Source organism: Brachybacterium sp. GCM10030252 (genome assembly GCF_042666535.1).
Lineage (GTDB): Bacteria > Actinomycetota > Actinomycetes > Actinomycetales > Dermabacteraceae > Brachybacterium.
The window spans coordinates 218,091-236,973 of record NZ_JBHTDM010000003.1; the positions used below are offsets into that span (position 1 = coordinate 218,091).

The 18,883-nt window shown below is 70.4% G+C and carries 13 protein-coding genes and 1 tRNA gene; 4 read left to right on the forward strand and 10 right to left on the reverse strand.

The window, feature by feature from the left end; genetic code table 11:
- Positions 1-19 precede the first annotated feature (19 nt).
- Positions 20-1,231: a pyridoxal phosphate-dependent aminotransferase gene (locus ACFQRJ_RS01015; RefSeq protein ID WP_377016101.1), complete on the forward strand. Its 1,212-nt coding sequence runs from the start codon at positions 20-22 to the stop codon at positions 1,229-1,231.
- 296 nt (positions 1,232-1,527) lie between these two features.
- Here ACFQRJ_RS01015 and ACFQRJ_RS01020 read toward each other — a convergent pair whose 3' ends face one another.
- From ACFQRJ_RS01020 to ACFQRJ_RS01040, 5 genes are all read right to left on the reverse strand, one after another.
- The gene (locus tag ACFQRJ_RS01020) at positions 1,528-2,994 is read right to left on the reverse strand and encodes an FAD-dependent oxidoreductase (RefSeq protein WP_377016103.1); all 1,467 of its coding nucleotides are present in this window, start codon (positions 2,992-2,994) and stop codon (positions 1,528-1,530) included.
- Positions 2,995-3,352: 358 nt separating this feature from the next.
- A complete protein-coding gene (locus tag ACFQRJ_RS01025) occupies positions 3,353-4,327 on the reverse strand; it encodes a formate transporter FocA (protein ID WP_377016105.1) in 975 nt (324 codons plus the stop codon).
- A 287-nt stretch (positions 4,328-4,614) separates the two neighbouring features.
- On the reverse strand, positions 4,615-5,694 hold the full coding sequence (locus ACFQRJ_RS01030; RefSeq protein WP_377016107.1) for a transglutaminase N-terminal domain-containing protein: 1,080 nt from the start codon (positions 5,692-5,694) through the stop codon (positions 4,615-4,617).
- Entirely contained in the window at positions 5,687-8,041 is a 2,355-nt protein-coding gene (locus ACFQRJ_RS01035; RefSeq protein ID WP_377016109.1) for a circularly permuted type 2 ATP-grasp protein, read from the reverse strand. Before ACFQRJ_RS01035 ends, ACFQRJ_RS01030 begins: the two co-directional genes overlap by 8 nt.
- A 69-nt stretch (positions 8,042-8,110) precedes the next feature.
- On the reverse strand, positions 8,111-8,794 hold the full coding sequence (locus ACFQRJ_RS01040; RefSeq protein ID WP_377016111.1) for an AIM24 family protein: 684 nt from the start codon (positions 8,792-8,794) through the stop codon (positions 8,111-8,113).
- Positions 8,795-9,002: 208 nt separating this feature from the next.
- Between ACFQRJ_RS01040 and ACFQRJ_RS01045 the strand changes: the two genes are divergently transcribed.
- The gene (locus tag ACFQRJ_RS01045) at positions 9,003-11,198 is read left to right on the forward strand and encodes a protein kinase (RefSeq protein WP_377016113.1); all 2,196 of its coding nucleotides are present in this window, start codon (positions 9,003-9,005) and stop codon (positions 11,196-11,198) included.
- A gap of 192 nt (positions 11,199-11,390) precedes the next feature.
- The gene (locus tag ACFQRJ_RS01050) at positions 11,391-12,206 is read left to right on the forward strand and encodes a DsbA family protein (RefSeq protein ID WP_377016115.1); all 816 of its coding nucleotides are present in this window, start codon (positions 11,391-11,393) and stop codon (positions 12,204-12,206) included.
- A 241-nt stretch (positions 12,207-12,447) separates the two neighbouring features.
- Here the strand turns inward: ACFQRJ_RS01050 and ACFQRJ_RS01055 are convergent, their stop codons facing one another.
- From ACFQRJ_RS01055 to ACFQRJ_RS01065, 3 genes are all read right to left on the reverse strand, one after another.
- Positions 12,448-13,236 (reverse strand): hypothetical protein, encoded by a 789-nt coding sequence (locus ACFQRJ_RS01055; RefSeq protein WP_377016117.1) that lies wholly within the window; start codon positions 13,234-13,236, stop codon positions 12,448-12,450.
- A 5-nt stretch (positions 13,237-13,241) separates the two neighbouring features.
- On the reverse strand, positions 13,242-13,715 hold the full coding sequence (locus ACFQRJ_RS01060) for a hypothetical protein (RefSeq protein ID WP_377016119.1): 474 nt from the start codon (positions 13,713-13,715) through the stop codon (positions 13,242-13,244).
- Positions 13,716-13,878: 163 nt separating this feature from the next.
- A complete protein-coding gene (locus tag ACFQRJ_RS01065) occupies positions 13,879-14,358 on the reverse strand; it encodes a hypothetical protein (RefSeq protein ID WP_377016121.1) in 480 nt (159 codons plus the stop codon).
- Between the two features lie 675 nt (positions 14,359-15,033).
- Between ACFQRJ_RS01065 and ACFQRJ_RS01070 the strand changes: the two genes are divergently transcribed.
- Positions 15,034-15,105: transfer RNA gene (locus tag ACFQRJ_RS01070), tRNA-Thr, on the forward strand.
- Between the two features lie 300 nt (positions 15,106-15,405).
- On the opposite strand, the gene ACFQRJ_RS01075 is transcribed toward ACFQRJ_RS01070, so the two are convergent.
- Positions 15,406-16,680, reverse strand: coding sequence for a hypothetical protein (locus tag ACFQRJ_RS01075; RefSeq protein WP_377016123.1), 1,275 nt, complete (start codon positions 16,678-16,680; stop codon positions 15,406-15,408).
- 318 nt (positions 16,681-16,998) lie between these two features.
- Positions 16,999-18,798: a maltose alpha-D-glucosyltransferase gene (gene treS / locus ACFQRJ_RS01080; RefSeq protein ID WP_377016125.1), complete on the reverse strand. Its 1,800-nt coding sequence runs from the start codon at positions 18,796-18,798 to the stop codon at positions 16,999-17,001.
- Between the last annotated feature and the right edge of the window lie 85 nt (positions 18,799-18,883).

An 18,883-nucleotide genomic window follows, 5' to 3' on the forward strand; every position in this document is an offset into this window, starting at 1 on the left:
CCGGCCCCAGGAGTCCCAGATGATCTTCACCCAGTCCTCGAAGCTGCGCGACGTGTGCTACGAGATCAGGGGACCGGTGCCCGCCGAGGCCGCCCGGATGGAGACCGAGGGTCACAAGATCCTCAAGCTCAACATCGGCAATCCGGCGCCGTTCGGTTTCGAGGCGCCCGACGAGATCCTCGTCGACATGATCCGGAACCTGCCCACCGCACAGGGCTACTCGGACTCCCGAGGCATCCCGGCGGCGCGCCGGGCGGTCGCGCAGTACTACCAGACGCGCAGCATGCCGGGCATCGAGCTGAACGACGTCTACCTCGGCAACGGGGTCTCCGAGCTGATCCAGATGGTGTGCCAGGCCCTGGTCGACGACGGGGACGAGATCCTCATCCCGCAGCCGGACTATCCGCTGTGGACCGCCGCGGTGTCGCTCGCCGGGGGCCGGCCCGTGCACTACCGCTGCGACGAGGAGTCCAGCTGGTGGCCCGACGTCACCGATCTCGCCGACAAGGTCACCCCGCGCACCAAGGCGATCGTGGTGATCAACCCCAACAACCCCACCGGGGCCGTCTACCCCGAGCACGTGCTGCGCGACATCGTCGAGGTCGCGCGCAAGCACGGACTGATGATCCTGGCCGACGAGATCTACGACAAGATCCTCTACGACGACGTGGTCCACACCCCGGTCGCCTCGCTCGCCCCCGACCTGTTCACGATCACCTTCAACGGACTCTCGAAGGCCTATCGGGTGGCGGGATTCCGCGCCGGCTGGATGACGCTGTACGGACCCAAGGACGACGCCACCAGTTTCATCGAGGGCCTGGACGTGCTGGCCAACATGAGGCTGTGCCCCAACGTGCCCGCCCAGCACGTGGTGGCCACGGCGCTGGGCGGCTACCAGTCGATCAATGACCTGCTGCTGCCCGGCGGCCGGCTGCGGGAGCAGCGGGACGTGGCCTACGAGGGCCTGAGCCAGATCGACGGGGTCAGCGTCGTCAAGGCCCAGGGCGCGCTGTACATGTTCCCCAAGATCGACCGCGAGATGTACGCGATCGAGGACGACGAGCAGTTCGCCTACGACCTGCTGCGTTCACAGAAGCTGCTGGTCACGCACGGCACCGGCTTCAACCTCGACACCTCGGACCACTTCCGGCTGGTCACGCTGCCCCACGCGGAGCTGCTGGCCGACGCCGTCGACCGCATCGCCGACCACCTCGCCTCGATCCGCCGCTGACCGCGCCGGCCGGCCCAGCGGCACGGCGGACCGTGCCTGCGTCCACAGCGGACCGTGCTTCTGGCCGGACCGTGTCCGTCAACGGGACGCTCATCGCATCTGCCGTGCACATCTCACGGCAGATGCGCCAGGCGTACCGCGCGTGGACAGTCGGCGGCGCGAGCGGGCTCGGACGGGCTGGTAGGTGGCCGCGGCCAGCCCAGGCAGGCTGGAAGGTGCGGCCTGCCGCGGGCAACCCGGGCACGTGGTGCCTGGCGCGAGCGTCCCGGGCGCGGTGCGCCGGATCCGGCACTTCGTCAGGCGCGGGAGGGCTCCTGCATGCCTTCGCGGGAGACGCGGACCATCTCCTCGCGCTCGACGACCTTGATGCGGGCACGGGGCTCGCCGTCGGCATCGACCGCGGCGGCGCCGAGGCTTCTCTCGTGCTCGTCGAGGCTGGTCCAGCCCTCCCAGGTCGTGTACTGCACGCCCCGGTCCTCGAGCAGGCGCAGGATCGCGTCCTCCTCCCGTTCGGGCGCGGCGGAGAGAGTGCCGGCGGCGATGTCCTCGTGCAGCGAGTTGATGGTCTCGATCGCGTCGGACTTCGTGGCGCCGATCAGGCCCACCGGGCCGCGCTTGATCCAGCCGTTGGCGTAGACGCCGGGCACCACGGTGCCGTCGGCCTCTGTGACGCGACCGGCGACGTTGTGGATCACGCCGCGCTGGGGGTCGTAGGGGACGCCCGGCAGCTCGGAGCCGAAGTACCCCACGGCGCGGTAGACGGCGCCCAGCTCGTAGTCGATGTACTCGCCGGTGCCCTCGACGCGACCGTCGGCGTCCAGGCGGGTGCGCTCGAAGCGCATGCCGGTGACCTTGCCGTCCTCGCCGAGCACCTCGACGGGGCGGTGCCAGAAGTGCATGTGCAGCCGGCGCTGGACGGGGCCGCCGTGCATGTCGGTGGGCTCCTCGCCGGCGGCCTCGCGGCGCTGCTGCTCCGAGAGCCACCCGGCGAAGGTCGAGACGACCTGGTCGGTGCGCTTGTCCGCCTTGATCGCCTCCCACTCGGCCTCGGTGATCTGCTCGAGGTCGCGGGGGTCCATGACGACCTGCAGGCCCTTGGGGTGGGCGAGCTCGCGGGCCTCCAGCGGCGAGAACTTGGTCTGCGCGGGGCCGCGACGGCCGAAGATGTGCACGTCGGTGGTCGGGGCGGCGCGCAGACCCTCGTAGACGTTGGCGGGGATCTCGGTGCGCAGCAGCTCGTCGGCGCTCTTGGAGAGCACGCGGGAGATGTCGAGGGCGACGTTGCCGTTGCCGATCACCGCGACCTGCTCCGCCTCGAGCGGCCAGGTGCGCGGGTAGTCCGGGTTGCCGTCGTACCAGGCGACGAAGTCGGCGGCGCCGTAGGAGCCCTCCAGCTCGATGCCGGGGATGTCGAGGTCGGCGTCCTTGAGGGCGCCGGTGGCGAAGATGACCGCGTCGTAGTGGGCGCGCAGGTCGTCGGCCGTGAGGTCCGTGCCGAACTCGACGTCCCCGAGGAAGCGGATGTCGCCGCGTCCCAGGATGCGGTGCAGGGCGGTGATGATGCCCTTGATGCGCGGGTGGTCGGGGGCGACTCCGTAGCGGATCAGGCCGAAGGGCGCGGGGAGGCGGTCGAAGAGGTCGATGCTGACCTCGAGCTCACCGCTCTTGACCGGCTCTGAGCGCAGCAGGGTCTCGGCGGCGTAGACGCCGGCCGGGCCGGAGCCGATGACTGCCAGACGGAAGGGCTGCTGGGAGAAGGACATCTCACCTCGGTCTCGTGGCGCAGGAGCGCCGGGTCGGGTGCGTCGTCGAGCGCGCGAAGATTTCCGCACCACTGTATACGCGAAAATCGTGGCGTTCCCGGCCGGTGTGAGCTGGCAGACGCCTCGTGGCCCGGCCCGCGTCGCAGGGACGCGATCCGAGCCCATGCGAGCCGATGCGGTCAGCGGGCGTGACCTGGACCTTCGCCGCCGCGCCGTCCAGGACGCCGGCCGACGCAGCGGTTCTCGGCGCCGTGAAGGCCGAAGTCGGCGGATGACGCCGCGTGACGGGCGCGCTCAGCATCGCCGGGCTCGATCCGCCTCGCCCGATGCCGCGCCACGGGCTCCCGCCCCTCAGGGATCAGCCGCGCCCGTCCTCGCGCCTCTCGTCCTCGCGCCTCTCGTGCGCGCGACGCTGGTCCTCGGCCACCAGATCGTCGTCGCCGCGTCGGTAGGAGGCCCAGAAGTAGGCCGCCACGAGCACCGCGCCGCCGACGATGTTGCCCAGGATCACCGGGATGAGGTTGTTCCACAGGGCGGAGCCGACCGTCAGGGATGCGTAGGTGCCGACGTCGACGCCTGCGTCCTGCAGCGCCTGCCCGGCCCAGAAGAAGTCCCCGGCGGCCGCCTTGATCAGCAGCCCCATGGGCAGGATGAACATGTTGGCCACGGAGTGCTCGAAGCCGGTGGCGACGAACAGGGCGATGGGGCCGATGACCGCGAGGATCTTGTCCGTGACGGTCTTGCCGGCGGTGGCGACCCACACCGCCAGGCACACGGCGAAGTTGGCGAGGATCGCCAGGAAGAACGCCTGATGCCAGTCGTAGGAGACCTTGGCCTGTGCCGTGTCCAGGACGACCAGGCCCCACGCGGAGTCGTTGCCGGTGTGAGTGCCGGCGAACAGCAGCAGCAGGGCCACGGCGAGCGACCCGATGAAGTTGCCTCCGGCCGACATGCCCCAGTGCCCCAGCATGCGGCCGGTCGGGATCCGCTTGGACAGCCACGGCATGAACGTCATGGTGGTCCCGGTGAACAGGTCCGAGCCGCTGATGACGACGAGGCCCAGGCCGACGGAGAACGCGATGCCGCCGATGAGCTTCGCCGCCCCGGCGGGCCAAGCGTCCATGCCCTGCTGGGTGGTCACCATGAACACGAAGCCCAGGGCGATGTAGGCGCCGCCGCTCAGGGTCAGCAGGAACATCCGGCCCAGCGGCGCGGTGGCTTTGGCGACGAGGCTGTCCTCGAGCACGTCCGCCAGGGCGTCGGGCTTGGGGATGACGGGCGAGGGCGGTTTCGCGGCGGCGTCCGCCGGCTCGGGGGAGGAGGTGGAGGCCATCGGGAGTCCTTCTCGGGCGCGGCACGAGCTCGGTCACGGGCGGTGGGGGCGCGGTGCGATGGCCTGCCTCTGCCCGACAGGCCACGGCGCCGACGCAGCGTCAGGCTATGTCGCCGCCGGCCCGGCGGGCTACGTTTCCACCGCCCGGTCGGCCGGAGAGTTCGCCCTGCGCTCGCAGGCCTGTCGTCGACCTCGCGTCCCTCATTCCGACCTGGCAGCCCCGCTATGGGCCCGTAGCCCTCTCCCTCATCGCGTGCCCGGCAGCCCCGGCCGCGGGCTCGTCGCCCTCACTCGGCGCTCGAGGCCTCCGGGGTCACGGGCACGACGCCGACGGCGACCTCGAGCGTGCTGGTCGCTCCGGGCGGGCCGACGACGATGCCCTTCAGCGGCGGCACGTCGCCGTAGTCGCGGCCCCAGGCGGTGGTCACGAAGCGCTGATCGACGAAGGTGCGGTTGGTGGGGTCGATGTCCACCCAGCCGGTGCCGGGGACCAGCACGCTGAGCCAGGCATGGGAGGCCGCCGAGCCGATCATCTCCCCGGCCGGCTGGGTGACCAGCGCACCTTCGGCCGACGGGGCGGTGCGGAGGTATCCCGAGACGTATCGGGCGGCGAGTCCGGCGGCACGCACCGCGGCCACCCCGACGTGGGAGAAGTCCTGGCAGACGCCGTGCCGGGCGGCCAGGACGTCCTCGAGAGTGGAGGTGACGGTGGTGGCACGGGAGTCGTAGGTGAACTCGGTGTGGATCAGCGCGGTCAGCTCGGCCAGGCATTCCCCGATGGGGCGCTCGGGGGTGAACACCCGCTCGGAGATCTCGCGCGCCGCGGTGCCGCCCGGGATGCGAGGGGAGGAGTGGACGAAGTCGATGCTGGAGGCCGGCAGCAGGGGACCCCAGTTCTCCGGTGTGCACAGTTCCCAGGGGCGGGACATCGGCTCGAGGGGATAGCGGCGCTCGGCGACGGTGACCCGGGCGTGCGAATGCACGTCGAGTCGTTCGTGCCGCTCATCGACCAGGAGATAGGTCGAGGAGTTGCCGTAGAAGTCGGTGTGCGCGGTCAGCCGGGCCGGCGCCGGGTCCACGACGACCTCGTGGGACAGCACCCGCTGATGGGGCGTGGCCCGGGGCTCGACGTGGGCGCGGCCGTAGTTGCGCGAGACGGGCTTGGCGTACCGGTAGGAGGTGAGGTGGTGGACGCGGTAGTGGGCCGCCTCGGCCGGCTCCTCGGTCTCGGTGCGCAGCGGGATCTCCGGGGCAGGCGGTGGCGCCGCCGGTGACGCCGCTGGTGATGCGGAGGCCGGCGCGGCTCCCGGTCGCAGAGGTCCGCGTCCGTCCTCGGACTGTTCGGGCCGGTCGGTCTGCTCAGACATCATCGACTCCCCACAGGGACGTGGACTCCGAGGGACGGAAGAAGCGGTTCTCGATGGCGGTGGCCAGCTCGCGCAGCGAGGCGATCGCGGCGTCGGTCTCCTCGAGCAGGGCTGTCGGGGCGCCGTCGGAGGTGTCGGCGCCGCCGGCGTCCTCGGCCGGTCGCAGCAGGTCGCGCGGGGCCCAGGAGGCGATGCGGGAGCGCAGCGCGGTCAGCGGCGCGCGGAGCTCGGGGGAGGGGGTGACCTCGGGCAGACGGTCGAGGGTGGCGTGGAGCCGGTCGAGCTGGAAGGCGATCGACCGCGGCAGGGTGACGTCGCTGAGTAGCAGCTCGACCAGCAGCTCGGACTGGACGGCCGCATGGTAGGAGCGCCGGTAGGAGGCCCCGGACTCGGTGATCGCGGCGACGGCTCCGGCGATGCGGACCTCGGCGGCGCGAGTGCGGCGTCGGCCGAGGGTGGCGCGCAGGAGCGCGAGCAGGCCCATGGTCCGCTCGATCTTGCGGCCGGCCTCGGTGAGGTCCCAGCCGAAGTTGCGGGGCATCGAGTCCGCGACCGCGCCGGAGAGGGTCAGGCAGCCGTCGACGATGTCCGTCAGCCCTTCCTCGAGCGGCTGGGTCTCGGGGCCGGCGAGGGTGCGCAGCCGCTCCCGCATCCGGGCGATGACGGGCCAGACGTCGTCGGAGATGAAATCGCGCAGGGTGCGGGTGGTGTGAGCGAGCGCGGCGTAGGACTGGGCGAGTGAGCCCGGGCGGCCGAGATCCGTGAGCAGGCTGGTGATCTCGGTGCGCACCGCCTCGGGATCGTGCGGATCCAGGGCGAGGAACCCGGGATAGGTGGTGGTCACGTCGGTGACTGCTCTCAGCAGCACGGACTGCGCGACGCGCGCGGTACGGCCCCGCTCCGAGCCGAGATCGTTCGAGGTGTCCAGCACGGTGCGCAGCAGCCGGGCGGTGGAGTCGACCCGTTCCAGGTAGCGGCCGAACCAGAATAGGTCCGAGCCGATCGAGCGGGTCATGGCCGGGTAGGCGCTCAGCACGCCGCGCGGAGCGCTCGCGGCGGTGGCCTCCGGCAGCTCGGACCCCGGCGGGTCCTCACCGGGTCCTCCCGGCAGGGCCGAGGTCTCCGGGACCGCGACCCAGACGTCTTTGAGGGCCTCGGGCCCCTCGTCGTCGGTATGCGCCACGCCGCCGGGCAGCACGTCGAACCCGTCCTCGGAGGCGATCACCAGCAGACGGATGCGTACCGGCCGCTCGACGAGCTCGTCACCGCCGTCGGGGTCCAGGGAGAGCCAGCCGGCCCGCTCCGCCGCCGCGGAGGCCGGTGGCGCCGCGGTATCCGGCGTCGCTGCCGTTCCCGGCGCGGGATCCCCGCCCGCGGTCGGGCCCGCCGGGCGCAGCTGGAGATCCTCGTGGAGGATCTGACGGCACAGGTCCGGCAGTGCGGCGCGCAGCGCCGGGTTCTCGAGCAGACCCGCACCGAAGGGGTTGAACACCTCGACGTCGCCGCAGCGGGCCGCTTCGACCAGACCGGTCACGCCGCCCAGCGGCGTCGGCCCCAGGTCCAGGGGATCCAGCAGCGGGGAGGGCAGCAGACGGATGATCGCGTCGACCGCGTCACCGGGATCGGATTCCAGCCCCGGCAGTCGCAGTGCGAGGGTGCCGGAGCCCGTGCGCAGGTCCCCGGCCGAGACCACCGGGGCGCCCAGCAGGTTGGCCAGCCAGCTGTGGTCGAAGGCGCGCAGGGGATCGTCGGCGTCATCGGTCAGAACCACCGTGCGCCCCGCTCTGCCGTCGGTGCGGGTGCGGTGGTGCAGGCCGGTGCGCACGGCGTCGAAGAAGGGGTGCAGACGGCGCAGCGGGGTGGTGCGGTACAGCGTCGGCGCGCAGCGGGAGAGCACCCGCCGCATCTCGAGCGCGGTCCCGGCGCCGCCCGGCACGTCGACCGAATCCTCCAGCACCACCCAGGTCCCGTCGGCGCCGCGGGTCAGCGTGGAGGTCAGGGCGAACAGGTGATGGGCGCCGCGGGAGGGAATGCCGACGGCCGCCCGCAGATAGGCCGGGTCGCGCAGCAGATCGCCGACCGGGGCGACGTCCGTGCCCAGCACGGTGCGCGGCCCGTACAGGTCGGCGTAGAGGGCGTCCAGCAGACGTGCCCGCTGGATCAGCCCGGTCGAGATCTCCTCCCACGCCTCGGCGTCCAGGACCACCGGCACGGGGTCGACGACGGGCGCGGAGACGGAGACGTCGGCGGCGATCATCGACGCCGCCGACGTCGCGGCCCGTCGACGACCGACGGGGCCCAGGGCGGCCAGCTCGTCGACCAGCGCCTGCGGGGGTGCGATGCTCACCGGGCCATCGTAGGCGCGGCGAGCTGTGCGGTGGACGGTTCGACCGCGGTGATCAGGACGAGCAGATGATCAGGACGAGGAGGAGCTGACCACCGGCATGCCCTCGGAGGGCTGGACCACCACAAAGCCCGGGCCGTGGAAGCCGAGCTGGAAGGACTCGCCGGAGCCGCGGCCGATCAGCGATCCCATCTTGAAGTCGTTCTTGATCTGCGGCTGGAGGTTCGCGGACCAGCACACCGCCGCCTGCGGATCGACGAACGTGGGCTGCTGGGAGCAGTCCAGAAGCATGGGCGGGCCGTCAGAGGTGACCGCGACCATGCCCTGGCCCTGCAGGAACAGGTTGAACAGGCCGCCGGCCATGAAGCCCGCACCGCCGAGGGACTTGATGTCCCACTGGATGGAGCCGTCGAAGGCCAGCATGTTCTTCGTGTTCAGCGTCAGCGCCTCGCCCTCGAGCTGGATCAGGAAGATCTCGTTGGCCTGGCGGGCGTAGAAGATCTCGCCGTGGCCGGTGGTGCGCATCATGTTCGCGCCCTCGCCGGTGGCCATCTTCTTCAGCAGCTTCATGCCGCCACCGGAGCCCTGGTAGGAGAAGTCCATCTGGCCCTGGTAGGCGACCATCGCGCCGGCGGCCGAGATGATCTCGGGCGCCTGCGGGTTCAGCGCGCAGCGCAGCAGCTTGGAGGACTGCAGCGCCCACCGGTCGTTGGTCTGTCGTTCCTGGTTGGAGGCGTCGAACAAGTTGGAGCGCATGGAGGCCCTTCCTCTCGGCAGCCGGGCGGTTGCCCGGGGTCGCAGGGCGGCGCCCACCGCGCCGCAGGGGGATCTTCTCACGCGGGACGGCGGGCGGGAATGGATTCCCGGACTTCCCCGTGCGGTGCCTCGGCGCCGCTGTGCGGGCTCTGTGCGGGTCCGGTGAGGATGACCCGGAGGTCAGGCGGCGCCTCGTAGCATGGCGCTCATGGCTCAGACCGATTCCTCCCGCAGCGCCCGCCGTGACCCGCGGCTGATGGCGCTGGCCGAGGAATCCGGCTACGAGGTCCTGGGCCGGATCGGCGCGGGCGGCATGGGCATCGTCTACCGGGCCCACGACGCGGACGGACGGGACGTCGCCCTGAAGCTGCTGCGTCACGAGATCTCCGATGACCCTCGAGCCCGTGAGCGCCTCGCGCGCGAGGTCGCCGCCCAGAAGCTGGTGCGCAACGAGAACATCGTGCGGATCCTCGATGCGGAGCTGGACTCCTCCGACGCCTTCGTGGTCACCGAGTTCGTCCCGGGGCCGACGCTCGAGGATGCCGTGCGCGCCCATGGTGGCCTGCACCCGGAGGCAGTGCGGGAGCTCGGCCTGGTCATGGGCGAGACCCTGCGCGACATCCATCGCGCCGGTGTGATCCACCGCGACCTCAAGCCCAGCAACGTCCTGCTGCGCGGCGCCTCCGAGGAGGACCTGGCGGTCTTCGATCCCGACGGGGACCGGTTGGACCCGGTGATCATCGACTTCGGGATCGCGATCGCCGCGGAGGAGTCCCGCCTGACCTCGACCGGTCTGGTGATGGGCACGGCCGCCTATCTGGATCCCGAGGTGATCCGCACCGATCGCGCCGGGGAGGCGGGGGACTGGTGGGCGTGGGCCGCGCTGCTGGCCTTCGCCGCGACGGGCCGCGAGCCCTACGGCAGCGGCCGGGCGGACCTGGTGTTCCTGCGCGCCGAGCGCGGCGAGATCGACCTCGAGGGCATGCCGAGCGAGCTCGGCGAGTTGCTGCGATCGGCCCTGCAGTCCGATCCCGCGCAGCGGCCGGATCCCGACGACCTGCTGGCGCGGCTGGCCGAGCTGGATCTGAGCTACTACGACGACCCGGGGCCGACGGAGGCCCTCGATGCGAACGGTCGTACGGCGGTCCTGCCCGTCGTCGGCGCCGATGCGGCCGGGCAGACCGATGCCGAGCAGGAGGCCGCCGGGCAGACGGACGCCACCGCGCCGGTCGGCAGCTCCGCGGGCGAGGGCACCGGCCCTGCGGGTACCGCCCGGCAGGCCCCGCCGGCCGGCGGCGCACAGGGTGACCCGGCCACGGAGGTGCTGCCGGCGGTGCCGGACGGTGAGCGGGCGACGCAGAGCCTCCCGCGCGTGAGCACTCCCGTCGAGGCACCCACGGAGGCGCTGCCCCGCGTCGAGTCGCCGTCCGAACCTGCCACTGAGACGCTGCCGGTGACAGGGCCACCCACCCGCCGGTTCCCGGCCGTGCCCGCCCCGGAGCAGAGCGCCACCGGCCCGGGGCAGGGCCACGCCGGGCCGGCGGGAGCCGCCGGACGCCCCGTGCAGCGTGCCCCGCAGCAGTCGATCCCGCCCTCTCCGACGAGGCAGGCATACGCCGAGCGGCCGTACCCGCCGCAGGCATACGCCCAGCAGCCGTATCCACCCCAGTCATATGCCGGACAGCAGGTCGCGGCGCCGACGCAGCCCGCTGATCACCCGCAGCCCGCAGGCCAGCCGCAGTACCCGGGCCAGTCGCAGTATCCGGGTCAGTCGCCGTACGGCGCCGGCGCGCCGCCCATGCCCGTGCCGCCGCCCCGCAGGCCGCTGCTGGTGTGGATCGGGCACCTGCTGATCATCACCCTGGCTGCGGTCGCCCCGTACGTGTCGCTGGCCCTGATGCTGCTGCTCGGCGCGCTCGCCCGCACGTGGGAGAGATCCCACCGGTCCGTCGAGCGGAAGCGTCTGCGCGGCTCCACGGGCGCGGGTCCCCGGTGGGCCGCCGGTCTCTCCGCACCGTTCGGGTTCGTTCTCGGGCTGCTGGAGATGGCGCTGCAGGCGCTGTTCCCTCTGATCCTGGGTGTGCTGGTGGGCGTGGCCGTGGATGCGGCATGGACCCTCGCCCAGGGCACGCCACCGCCCGACGGCGTCGCGTTCGCCATCGCGATCACGGTGACGCTGCTGATCACGTGGGTCGGCCTCGGCAGCCGCACCACCCGCACCGGCGCGCACCGGATGCTGGACGCGGCCGCGCCCGACCTCGTCTGGAGCGCCGTGGTGGTGGGCCTCCTCCTGCTCCTGCTGGCCGCAGTGGTCACGACCCTGCTCGCGCGAGAGGGAATGGTGGACTACTTCCCCTTCCCGGCCGGGCCACGGCTGGACGACATCGGCCTCTGGCGCGGCTGAGTCGCGCAGGCGAGACCGAGCGCACCGACGGCGCCGAGCGCACCGGTGATGCCGAGCGCACCGGCGGCGCCGACGTGCATGCGCTCGCCGGCAGCAGCCGCGTCGGCGTGATCAGCAATGCTCAGACTCGGGCAGTTAAACTCCCTGCGACCTGTCTTCCACCGCAGCCCCGGTCCGGGGGCAAGGAGCATCATGGCCGCGTCCGGTTCGTCGAAGTCCGCGCAGGAGCGCCGCGAGGCCCAGCGAGAGGCTCTGCGCACACAGCGTCAGGCCGAGCTGCGCCGCCAGCGCTCGGTACGGACGGTGGTCATCGCCGCGATCACTGTGGTGGCACTGGCCATCCTCGGCGGGCTCGGCTACCTGATCTACCAGTCGCAGCAGCCGGCCGGCCCCGTCGCGGTCCCCGAGGGCATGAGTGCCGACCAGCCGTACCTGGAGCTCGGCGCCCCGGAGGACTCCGGGAAGCCGGTCGTCGAGCTGCACCTGGACTTCATGTGCCCCTATTGCGGGCAGTTCGAGGAGACCAACGGCGAAGACGTCGCCACCATGGTGGAGAACGAGGAGGCCACGCTTCATCTGGTCCCGCGCCGCCTGCTCGACACCCAGTCGACCACCGGTGACTTCTCCTCCCGCGCGGCCAGCGCCCTGGTGTGCGTCTACGAGGACAACCCGGACAATGTGATCCCCTTCCAGCAGCTGATGTTCGCCAACCAGCCGGCCGAGGGCTCGGCCGGCCTCACGGACGAGCAGATCTGGGGCTACGCGCAGGAAGCCGGTGCCTCGGCGGAGGTGGAGAGCTGCATCACCGATGCCACCTATCAGCCGTGGGTGCGACAGGTCGCCGATCCCTACGGGGCGGAGGCCGGAGGCGGCACCCCCTACGTCGCGATCGACGGCACGGCGTTCGAGGACTGGTCCACGCCGGGCGCCCTGCGCGAGGCGGTGCTGGCCGCGGGCGGCAGCTCCGCCTCCGACGCCGGCGGCGCCTCCGACGCCGGCCAGGGCTGAGCGGCCAGCTCAGCCGAGCAGGCAGATGCGCGTGGTAGCGCTCACCGCGTGGTAGCGCTCGGGCCACCTGCTCTACACTTTCGGGGCCGGTCGATTCGTCGGCCGGCCCCACCCGCTGGAGTGGCGCAACGGTAGCGGGTGTCAGCGTTGCGGGAACAGTGTGACGGTGCGGGAACCGCATTGATGGTCGCCGGTCCGAGATTATGGGGACGCTATGGGGGCCGCGGACAGTCGAGACGCGTCAGGCTAAGGCCGGAGCTTCTAGCCTCACGAGCGCTTGTTCAAGGTCATCCGGCCGCCTGAATTGGACGACGGTACCTGTCCTCTCGATGGCAGAGAGGTCAGCTTCGGGCCACGTTGCCGAGCGCATGTCGACGACCGCCAGCTTGGCTTCACGCTCTGCGTCAAGCTCGCTGAACATGTAATAGGCGTGCTCGACTGCAGCGTTTCGGTCTGAGAGAGCCAGCGCCTGAACGTACCCAGTGCGCTTGCCCACGTTCACCGTTGCGGTGAATCGACGTTCCTGTCCTCCCCGCAAGTGGACGCGCGCGTTCGCTCGGCTGTTCCAGTGATGTCGTCGCGCGATCTGTTGGGCTTCCGCAATGACGACATCACGATAGGGCTGGGGCGTAGGTTCCTTCATGGTCCAACGCAAGTGTTCGATACTCTGAGCGACCCGGGCGACATGGAGGATTCCTGCCGCTAGCGTGGCCTGTGAAACGTAGTCGGCCACTTCGAGTTCGTGCGCGTCGACGGGCGAAAGTTGCGCCCGTCGACGGAGCATGTCGATTAGTTCTGTCGTGCGGTTCGTCTTGGCTAGGCCGACGCCAGCCTCGCCGAGTCGGTCGATGGCCTCGGCGCGGTCTGTGACACGGAACCCGCCGCCGAGAGGGAACACGCCGATTGTCACGGTGTCTCCGTCGGAGTACGCCAGAGGGGTGTCCACGAGGAAGCCCTCGCCGAAGGGGCGGACCCGAGTCTCTTCGAGAAGCTGCCGCATCAGTGCGGAGGTGATGCCGTTGGAGTCCATCGAGATCACGCTCCTTCCCACGGTGATGCCCAATGGAACGTCGAGGGTACGACAATCGTGCACTCGGCGACGAAGGCCCTGAACACTGCCTCGTAGGTCCCGGGCGGCACATCGGGCTGGACGAGAACCGGCGGGATGTCATCGGGCTCGTAGCAGTCTTCTGCTCCTGCAACGATACGGTGCTTGTGGGTGCCGTCAATAGGTCTGTGCTGCTTGTTCACGCAGAGTCGTCGGATCCAGCCCGCCCGGCATACGAAGCTCGCGAAGAACCGCTCCGGACGCATGGGCGTCACGTGCAGTTCCACCCGGAGCTCCTCCCAGTCGCCCTTGGGTGCATCGACGGCGACGACGCCACGGACCGTGGTGGTCTCCGTCTGCGTCCAGATCAGGTCCCCTTCTAGTGCGGTGGGGGTGCTGGGATCGACTAGGTGCATGGTCTGTTCGTTGTCGATCCAGCTGCCCGACGGTCCGCGGGTCACGATCTGCTGCCCTCTGCTTCGTGGTCCTGCCGCTCGTGCGAGAGCAACGACAGCGACACGGCCGCGCCCCGCCGTACCACCGTCGACACGGCCGCGCCCCGCTGTACCACCGTCGACACTCCGGCGCTCACACCGGACGCCGCGAGCATTCCATCCTCGTTGCTCACAGCTCCCACTCCACGACGAGCTCCCCATCCACTGGTTCAGCCTCCACCGTCTTCTCGAACTCGTGCGACTCGATCTTAAAGATCCCCCCGTCGCCCTTGAGGGCGAGTGTGTAGAAGTCAGACGCTGGCACCTCTCCCACGAGTGTTGGCATCGTGCATCCATCCTCGGTCCACGATCCCGACACCGAAACGTCAGCGGTCCCCACTATGGTCCCGTCCGCATCGCGCACTGTGATCTTCGGATGCTGGGCTCCCTTTTCCGAAGCCCCTACGGTCACCGCGGAGGGATAGCACTCTTTATCGTCCTTATTCGTCGCGATCTGTAGCGGCACGACGTCTGTGACGTTTACCGTCAGCACCAGCGGCGGCGGGGTCGCAGTCTCGGAAGTGGCTGAGTTCACCGGTTTGGATGAGCCCGAAGTGCAGGCCGCGAGCGCAAGGGATGCGAAGGCCAGGGTGAGGAAGCGGGCACGCATGAGACTGATCGTATGGGCGGCCGTCCGCGCGGAGTGGCGTGGTGACCGAACCGTGACTAGTTCGCATAGACGTAGTAGCGTCCGTTCGCGCGCCATACCCGGTAGATTGCGCTCGCCGTCGCATCCACTGCTCGTTCGCAGTAGCAGCCCTCTGTTGACGCGCCGTCGTCTGCTCAGTCTCGACTTCAGCTTCGCAAGCCTTCGCTCGGTCTGATCGCGCCTCAGCGCGCGCAATCGCGCATCCATGCGACTGATCTGCCGCTCCCGCTATTCTCCGTACCGCGTCCCCGGAGAGTAGTTGACTGAGCTTGTCACCGCATCCGTACCAGTCCCTCGACCCAGTCCCGACCTGCCCGGTGCACTCGACGGCGGTGCGGTGGCCGCACTCGACGCATATCCATGTTCGGTGGCAGCTCGGCGTGGGCCGCCGCCGCATTTGCACGAAGCCCACCCGACGACGTGCCGTCGGCTGTCGCAGTCGGATGCTGGTGGCCGGAGCATACCCATCCGCGGGCGTGTGCGTCGGCCGGGATCCTATTGGGAGCGGCATGCAGCGATGGTGAAATGGGCGCGGTACGCTCTTGCAGGCTCAACCCTCTGGGGCGATGTGTTCAAATCCCTGCGCGGATCCGCAGGTGGTCCTGATACGCTTGTGACCAGGCAGTACAGCCACCCGCTGGAGTGGCGCAACGGTAGCGCACCTGTCTTGTAAACAGGCGGTTGCGAGTTCGAATCTCGTCTCCAGCTCGAAACCCCGTCACGGCGCCCCGCACCGGGATGTCTTTCGGAGCGATCGGTATCAGGGGAATGCCGTGAGGTGCCTGTCACCTGCGTCCGCGCAGCCGTGACGAGGCCGATCAGATGATCGCCCAGGTCCTCGAGGACGGGCGCCGGGTGATCGGCAGGCACGGCCCGCATTCCGTCTTCTGGATCCCGATGGAGATCATCGGGATCCTCGCGGTGATCGGCGGAACCGTGCTGACGGTGGCATCCCTGGCCGGGGGGCTGAGCAGCTGCGACCTGCAAGCACTGACCTGCCCGGGCCGCTCAGAACGTCTCGTACGTCGAGCGGCTGACCATGAATCCCTTGCCGGTCTTCGTGTTCCAGCACGTCATCCCGTCGGACCTGCTGGTGCACGCGACATCGCCGTTCACGGCGCTCTGACCGTATTCGAGGGTCTGGGGCGAGCTGCCCCCGTAGGTCTGCCCGCAGTTGCGGACCGGGGAACCAGCGGCCACCGCTATGGCGAAGGATTCGTCGCCGCAGTCCTCGAGTCCTGCGTCGGAGTAGTGCTCCTCGCCGAGGGAGCAGCCGACGCTGTCCTCGCCGAGCCGGCACGAGATGTTCCCGGTGGGCGAGCTGATCGTCTCCAGCTCCTGGGCATCCTCGGGAGCGGGGGAGACCGGCTCCTCCTCCGTCGTCTCCTCCTCGGTGGGTTCCGCCGTCTCCGAGGGCTCCTCGGAGGTTGTCGGGCTTGCCGTGCTGCGGTCGTAGTCCCCGGAGTCCTCGGTCAGCCAGGCCCGGCCGACAAGGCCTGCCACCACGAGCAGGATGAGAGCCAGCACCAGGCATCCGCCGCAGGCGAACCAGGCGCGGCGTCGATCCGGGGGATCCTCGTCGGGCGGGGCGGTGCCGCCGCCGGTGCCGACCTCGAGCGGCCCCGGGCCGCTCGCCGCGCCGCCGGCGACACCAGCTGCGGCGGCAGGCCCCCACGGGTTCTGGGGTTGCGGCTGGCTCTGCGGCGGCGGGGGCTGTGACCCTGGTTGGGCCTGCTGCGCCGGCACAGGGGCGGGGGTCACCGGGCTGGTCTGGCCCAGCGGTACTGCGGAGCTGCCGGCAGCGAGACGCACGGTGGGGCTCTCGCCGGTGCGGCCGGCCGCCGGGCCGGGCTGTGCCGGCGACGATGCCCCTCCCTCTGACCCGCCCGCGTCGGCGAAATCGCCCCACACCGAGGTGGCGTAGGGGTCGTCCTCGGTGGGACTGGCTGCCGCCGGTGTGGCTGAAGTAGGTGTCGCATCGGCCAGCGGCGGCAGGGCTGCGGTGCTCGCCCCCGTCGCCGCCTCGCGGGTCGCTACCTCGTCGTCGGACTCCGTGCTGTCGGCGGGCACCGTACGGGTCGGAGCGGTATCGGACTCGGCGTCGAACGAGTCCTTCGCCCAGGGGTTGGTCGCGAGGATCCACTGACGTGCCACCTCGGGGCACGACGGGTTGCGCACGACGAGGCCGTGGAGCTGGGGGTGGCGCTGCGTGATCTCCAGCAGCCGCTCCGGCGACGTGTTCGGATCCTGGGCCTCCTCGGCCCTCGATCGTGGTGTCGTCACCGTCGCCTCCCGTTCACTCGTACCGCGGCCCGGATCGGACCCTTACCGACCGCGCACGATACCGCCGCCGGCTCCGGGACGCTCGAACGGAGCGTTCTCGATGGTCGCGACGTGGGCAGCGGCACGTCGGCGGCAGTTCCTCATCCGAGGGCTGCGGGCGTGCACGCCAGCGCGCGAACAGGGTCGGGGCGTGTGGCGTGTGGCGTGTGGCGTGTGGCGTGTGGCGTGTGGCGTGCGGCGTGCGCCGTGTGGCCTGTGGCCTGTGGCCTGTGGCCTGTGGCCTGTGGCGCGAGCGTACGGAGCGCGTGCCCGCGAGCATCAGATGCTCGAGGAGGCGTCCTCCTCCTCGGGCACGACGGGCAGTGCCGTGGTGACCGTCATCGGCTCCCCGTCGGGATGGAGGGGGCGCACCTTCAGCCAGTAGTAGCCCTGGGAGCCGAGCATGACCATGAGCTTCCCGTCGTCGCTGATCGGCGGGAACTCGTGGCCGCCGAACAGGTCGCGCACCGTGCGTCGGCCCAGCCCGCCCAGCTCGAGCGTGGTGGTCACGGGGTGCGGGGCCAGGTTGAACACGCACAGCAGCGTCTCGGCGTGCTCCTCGGCGTCCTCGCCGTACTCGGCGCCGTCGTAGGTGCGGGTGAAGGCCAGCACCCGGTCCGAGTCGGCGGGGATGTTGCGATAGCTGCCCATGCCGAACGCGTCGTGCTCACGTCGCACCGCCAGCATCCACCGCACGAAGTGCAGCATCGACCCGGAGTGGGCCATCTCCGCCTCCACGTTGGTGGTGGCGTAGTGGTAGACCAGCGACTGGATCACCGGGAGGTAGAGCTTGCCGGGGTCGGTGATCTCGCTGAACCCGGCGTTGCGGTCCGGGGTCCACTGCATCGGCGTGCGCACCGCGTCGCGATCATCGAGCCAGATGTTGTCGCCCATGGCGATCTCATCGCCGTAGTAGAGGAACGGTGAACCGGGGAGCGACAGCAGCATCGCGTGGATCAGCTCCAGCTCGGAGCGGGAGTTGTCCAGCAGCGGAGCCAGCCGCCGGCGGATGCCGACGTTCGCGCGCATCCGTGAGTCAGGGGCGTACCAGCCGAGCATCGCCGAGCGCTCCTCACCGGAGACCATCTCCAGCGTCAGCTCGTCGTGGTTGCGCAGGAAGGTGCCCCACTGGGCACCCGAGGGGATGTCCGGGGTGTCGGCCATGATCTCCACGATCTGACGGGCGTTGCCCTCGCGCAGGGCGTAGAACAGTCGTGGCATCACGGGGAAGTGGAAGCACATGTGGCACTCGGGCCGTTCCTCGGTCCCGAAGTAGGCGACCACGTCGCGCGGCCACTGGTTCGCCTCGGCGATGATCACCTTGCCGGGCCAGCGGGCATCGACGAAGGCCCGCAGCTCGGCGAGGAACTCGTGGGTGGCGGGGAGGTTCTCGCCGTCGGTGCCCTCCTCCTCGTAGAGATAGGGCACGGCGTCGGCCCGGAATCCGTCCACGCCCTTGTCCAGCCAGAACTTCACCACGTCGAACATGGCCTCGCGGACCTTGGGGTTCTCGAAGTTCAGGTCGGGCTGGTGGGAGAAGAAGCGGTGCCAGTAGAACTGGCGGCGCACCGGGTCGAACGCCCAGTTGGACTCCTCGGTGTCCACGAAGATGATGCGGGCCTCGGAGTACTTCTCGTCGGTGTCGGACCACACGTAGAAGTCGCCGTAGGGCCCCTCGGGATCCGACCGGGACTCGAGGAACCATGGATGCTTGTCCGAGGTGTGGTTCATCGGCAGATCGATGATCACGCGGATCCCGCGCTGGTGGGCCTCGGAGACCAGGCGTTCGAAGTCGGTGATCGAACCGAACTCGGGCAGGACGGCCTCGTAGTCGGAGATGTCGTAGCCGCCGTCGCGCAGCGGGGAGGCGAAGAAGGGCGGCAGCCACAGGCAGTCGATGCCCAGCCACTGCAGGTAGTCGAGCCTCTCGATGAGGCCGGTGAAGTCACCGCTGCCGTCACCGTTGCCGTCGGCGAAGCCGCGCACGAGCACCTCGTAGAACACGGCCTTGCGGTACCAGTGGGGGTCGTAGTCGACCCCGGGTCCCTGAGGGGAGAACTGGGCGGCATTGAGGGGCATCGTTCCTCCGCGGCGGTAGGGCGGGCTGTCGCTCGACGTGCCACCACACTAGTGCGCTCCGTACCATGGTCCCGAACCCGCGGGC

Bases quoted from the DNA above. Each gene is read 5' to 3' on its own strand.
- ACFQRJ_RS01015 (WP_377016101.1), top strand. From the start codon at position 20: ATGATCTTCACCCAGTCCTCGAAGCTGCGCGACGTGTGCTACGAGATC.
- ACFQRJ_RS01020 (WP_377016103.1), bottom strand. From the start codon at position 2,994: ATGTCCTTCTCCCAGCAGCCCTTCCGTCTGGCAGTCATCGGCTCCGGC.
- ACFQRJ_RS01025 (WP_377016105.1), bottom strand. From the start codon at position 4,327: ATGGCCTCCACCTCCTCCCCCGAGCCGGCGGACGCCGCCGCGAAACCG.
- ACFQRJ_RS01030 (WP_377016107.1), bottom strand. From the start codon at position 5,694: ATGTCTGAGCAGACCGACCGGCCCGAACAGTCCGAGGACGGACGCGGA.
- ACFQRJ_RS01040 (WP_377016111.1), bottom strand. From the start codon at position 8,794: ATGCGCTCCAACTTGTTCGACGCCTCCAACCAGGAACGACAGACCAAC.
- ACFQRJ_RS01045 (WP_377016113.1), top strand. From the start codon at position 9,003: ATGGCTCAGACCGATTCCTCCCGCAGCGCCCGCCGTGACCCGCGGCTG.
- ACFQRJ_RS01050 (WP_377016115.1), top strand. From the start codon at position 11,391: ATGGCCGCGTCCGGTTCGTCGAAGTCCGCGCAGGAGCGCCGCGAGGCC.
- ACFQRJ_RS01055 (WP_377016117.1), bottom strand. From the start codon at position 13,236: ATGGACTCCAACGGCATCACCTCCGCACTGATGCGGCAGCTTCTCGAA.
- ACFQRJ_RS01065 (WP_377016121.1), bottom strand. From the start codon at position 14,358: ATGCGTGCCCGCTTCCTCACCCTGGCCTTCGCATCCCTTGCGCTCGCG.
- treS (WP_377016125.1), bottom strand. From the start codon at position 18,798: ATGCCCCTCAATGCCGCCCAGTTCTCCCCTCAGGGACCCGGGGTCGAC.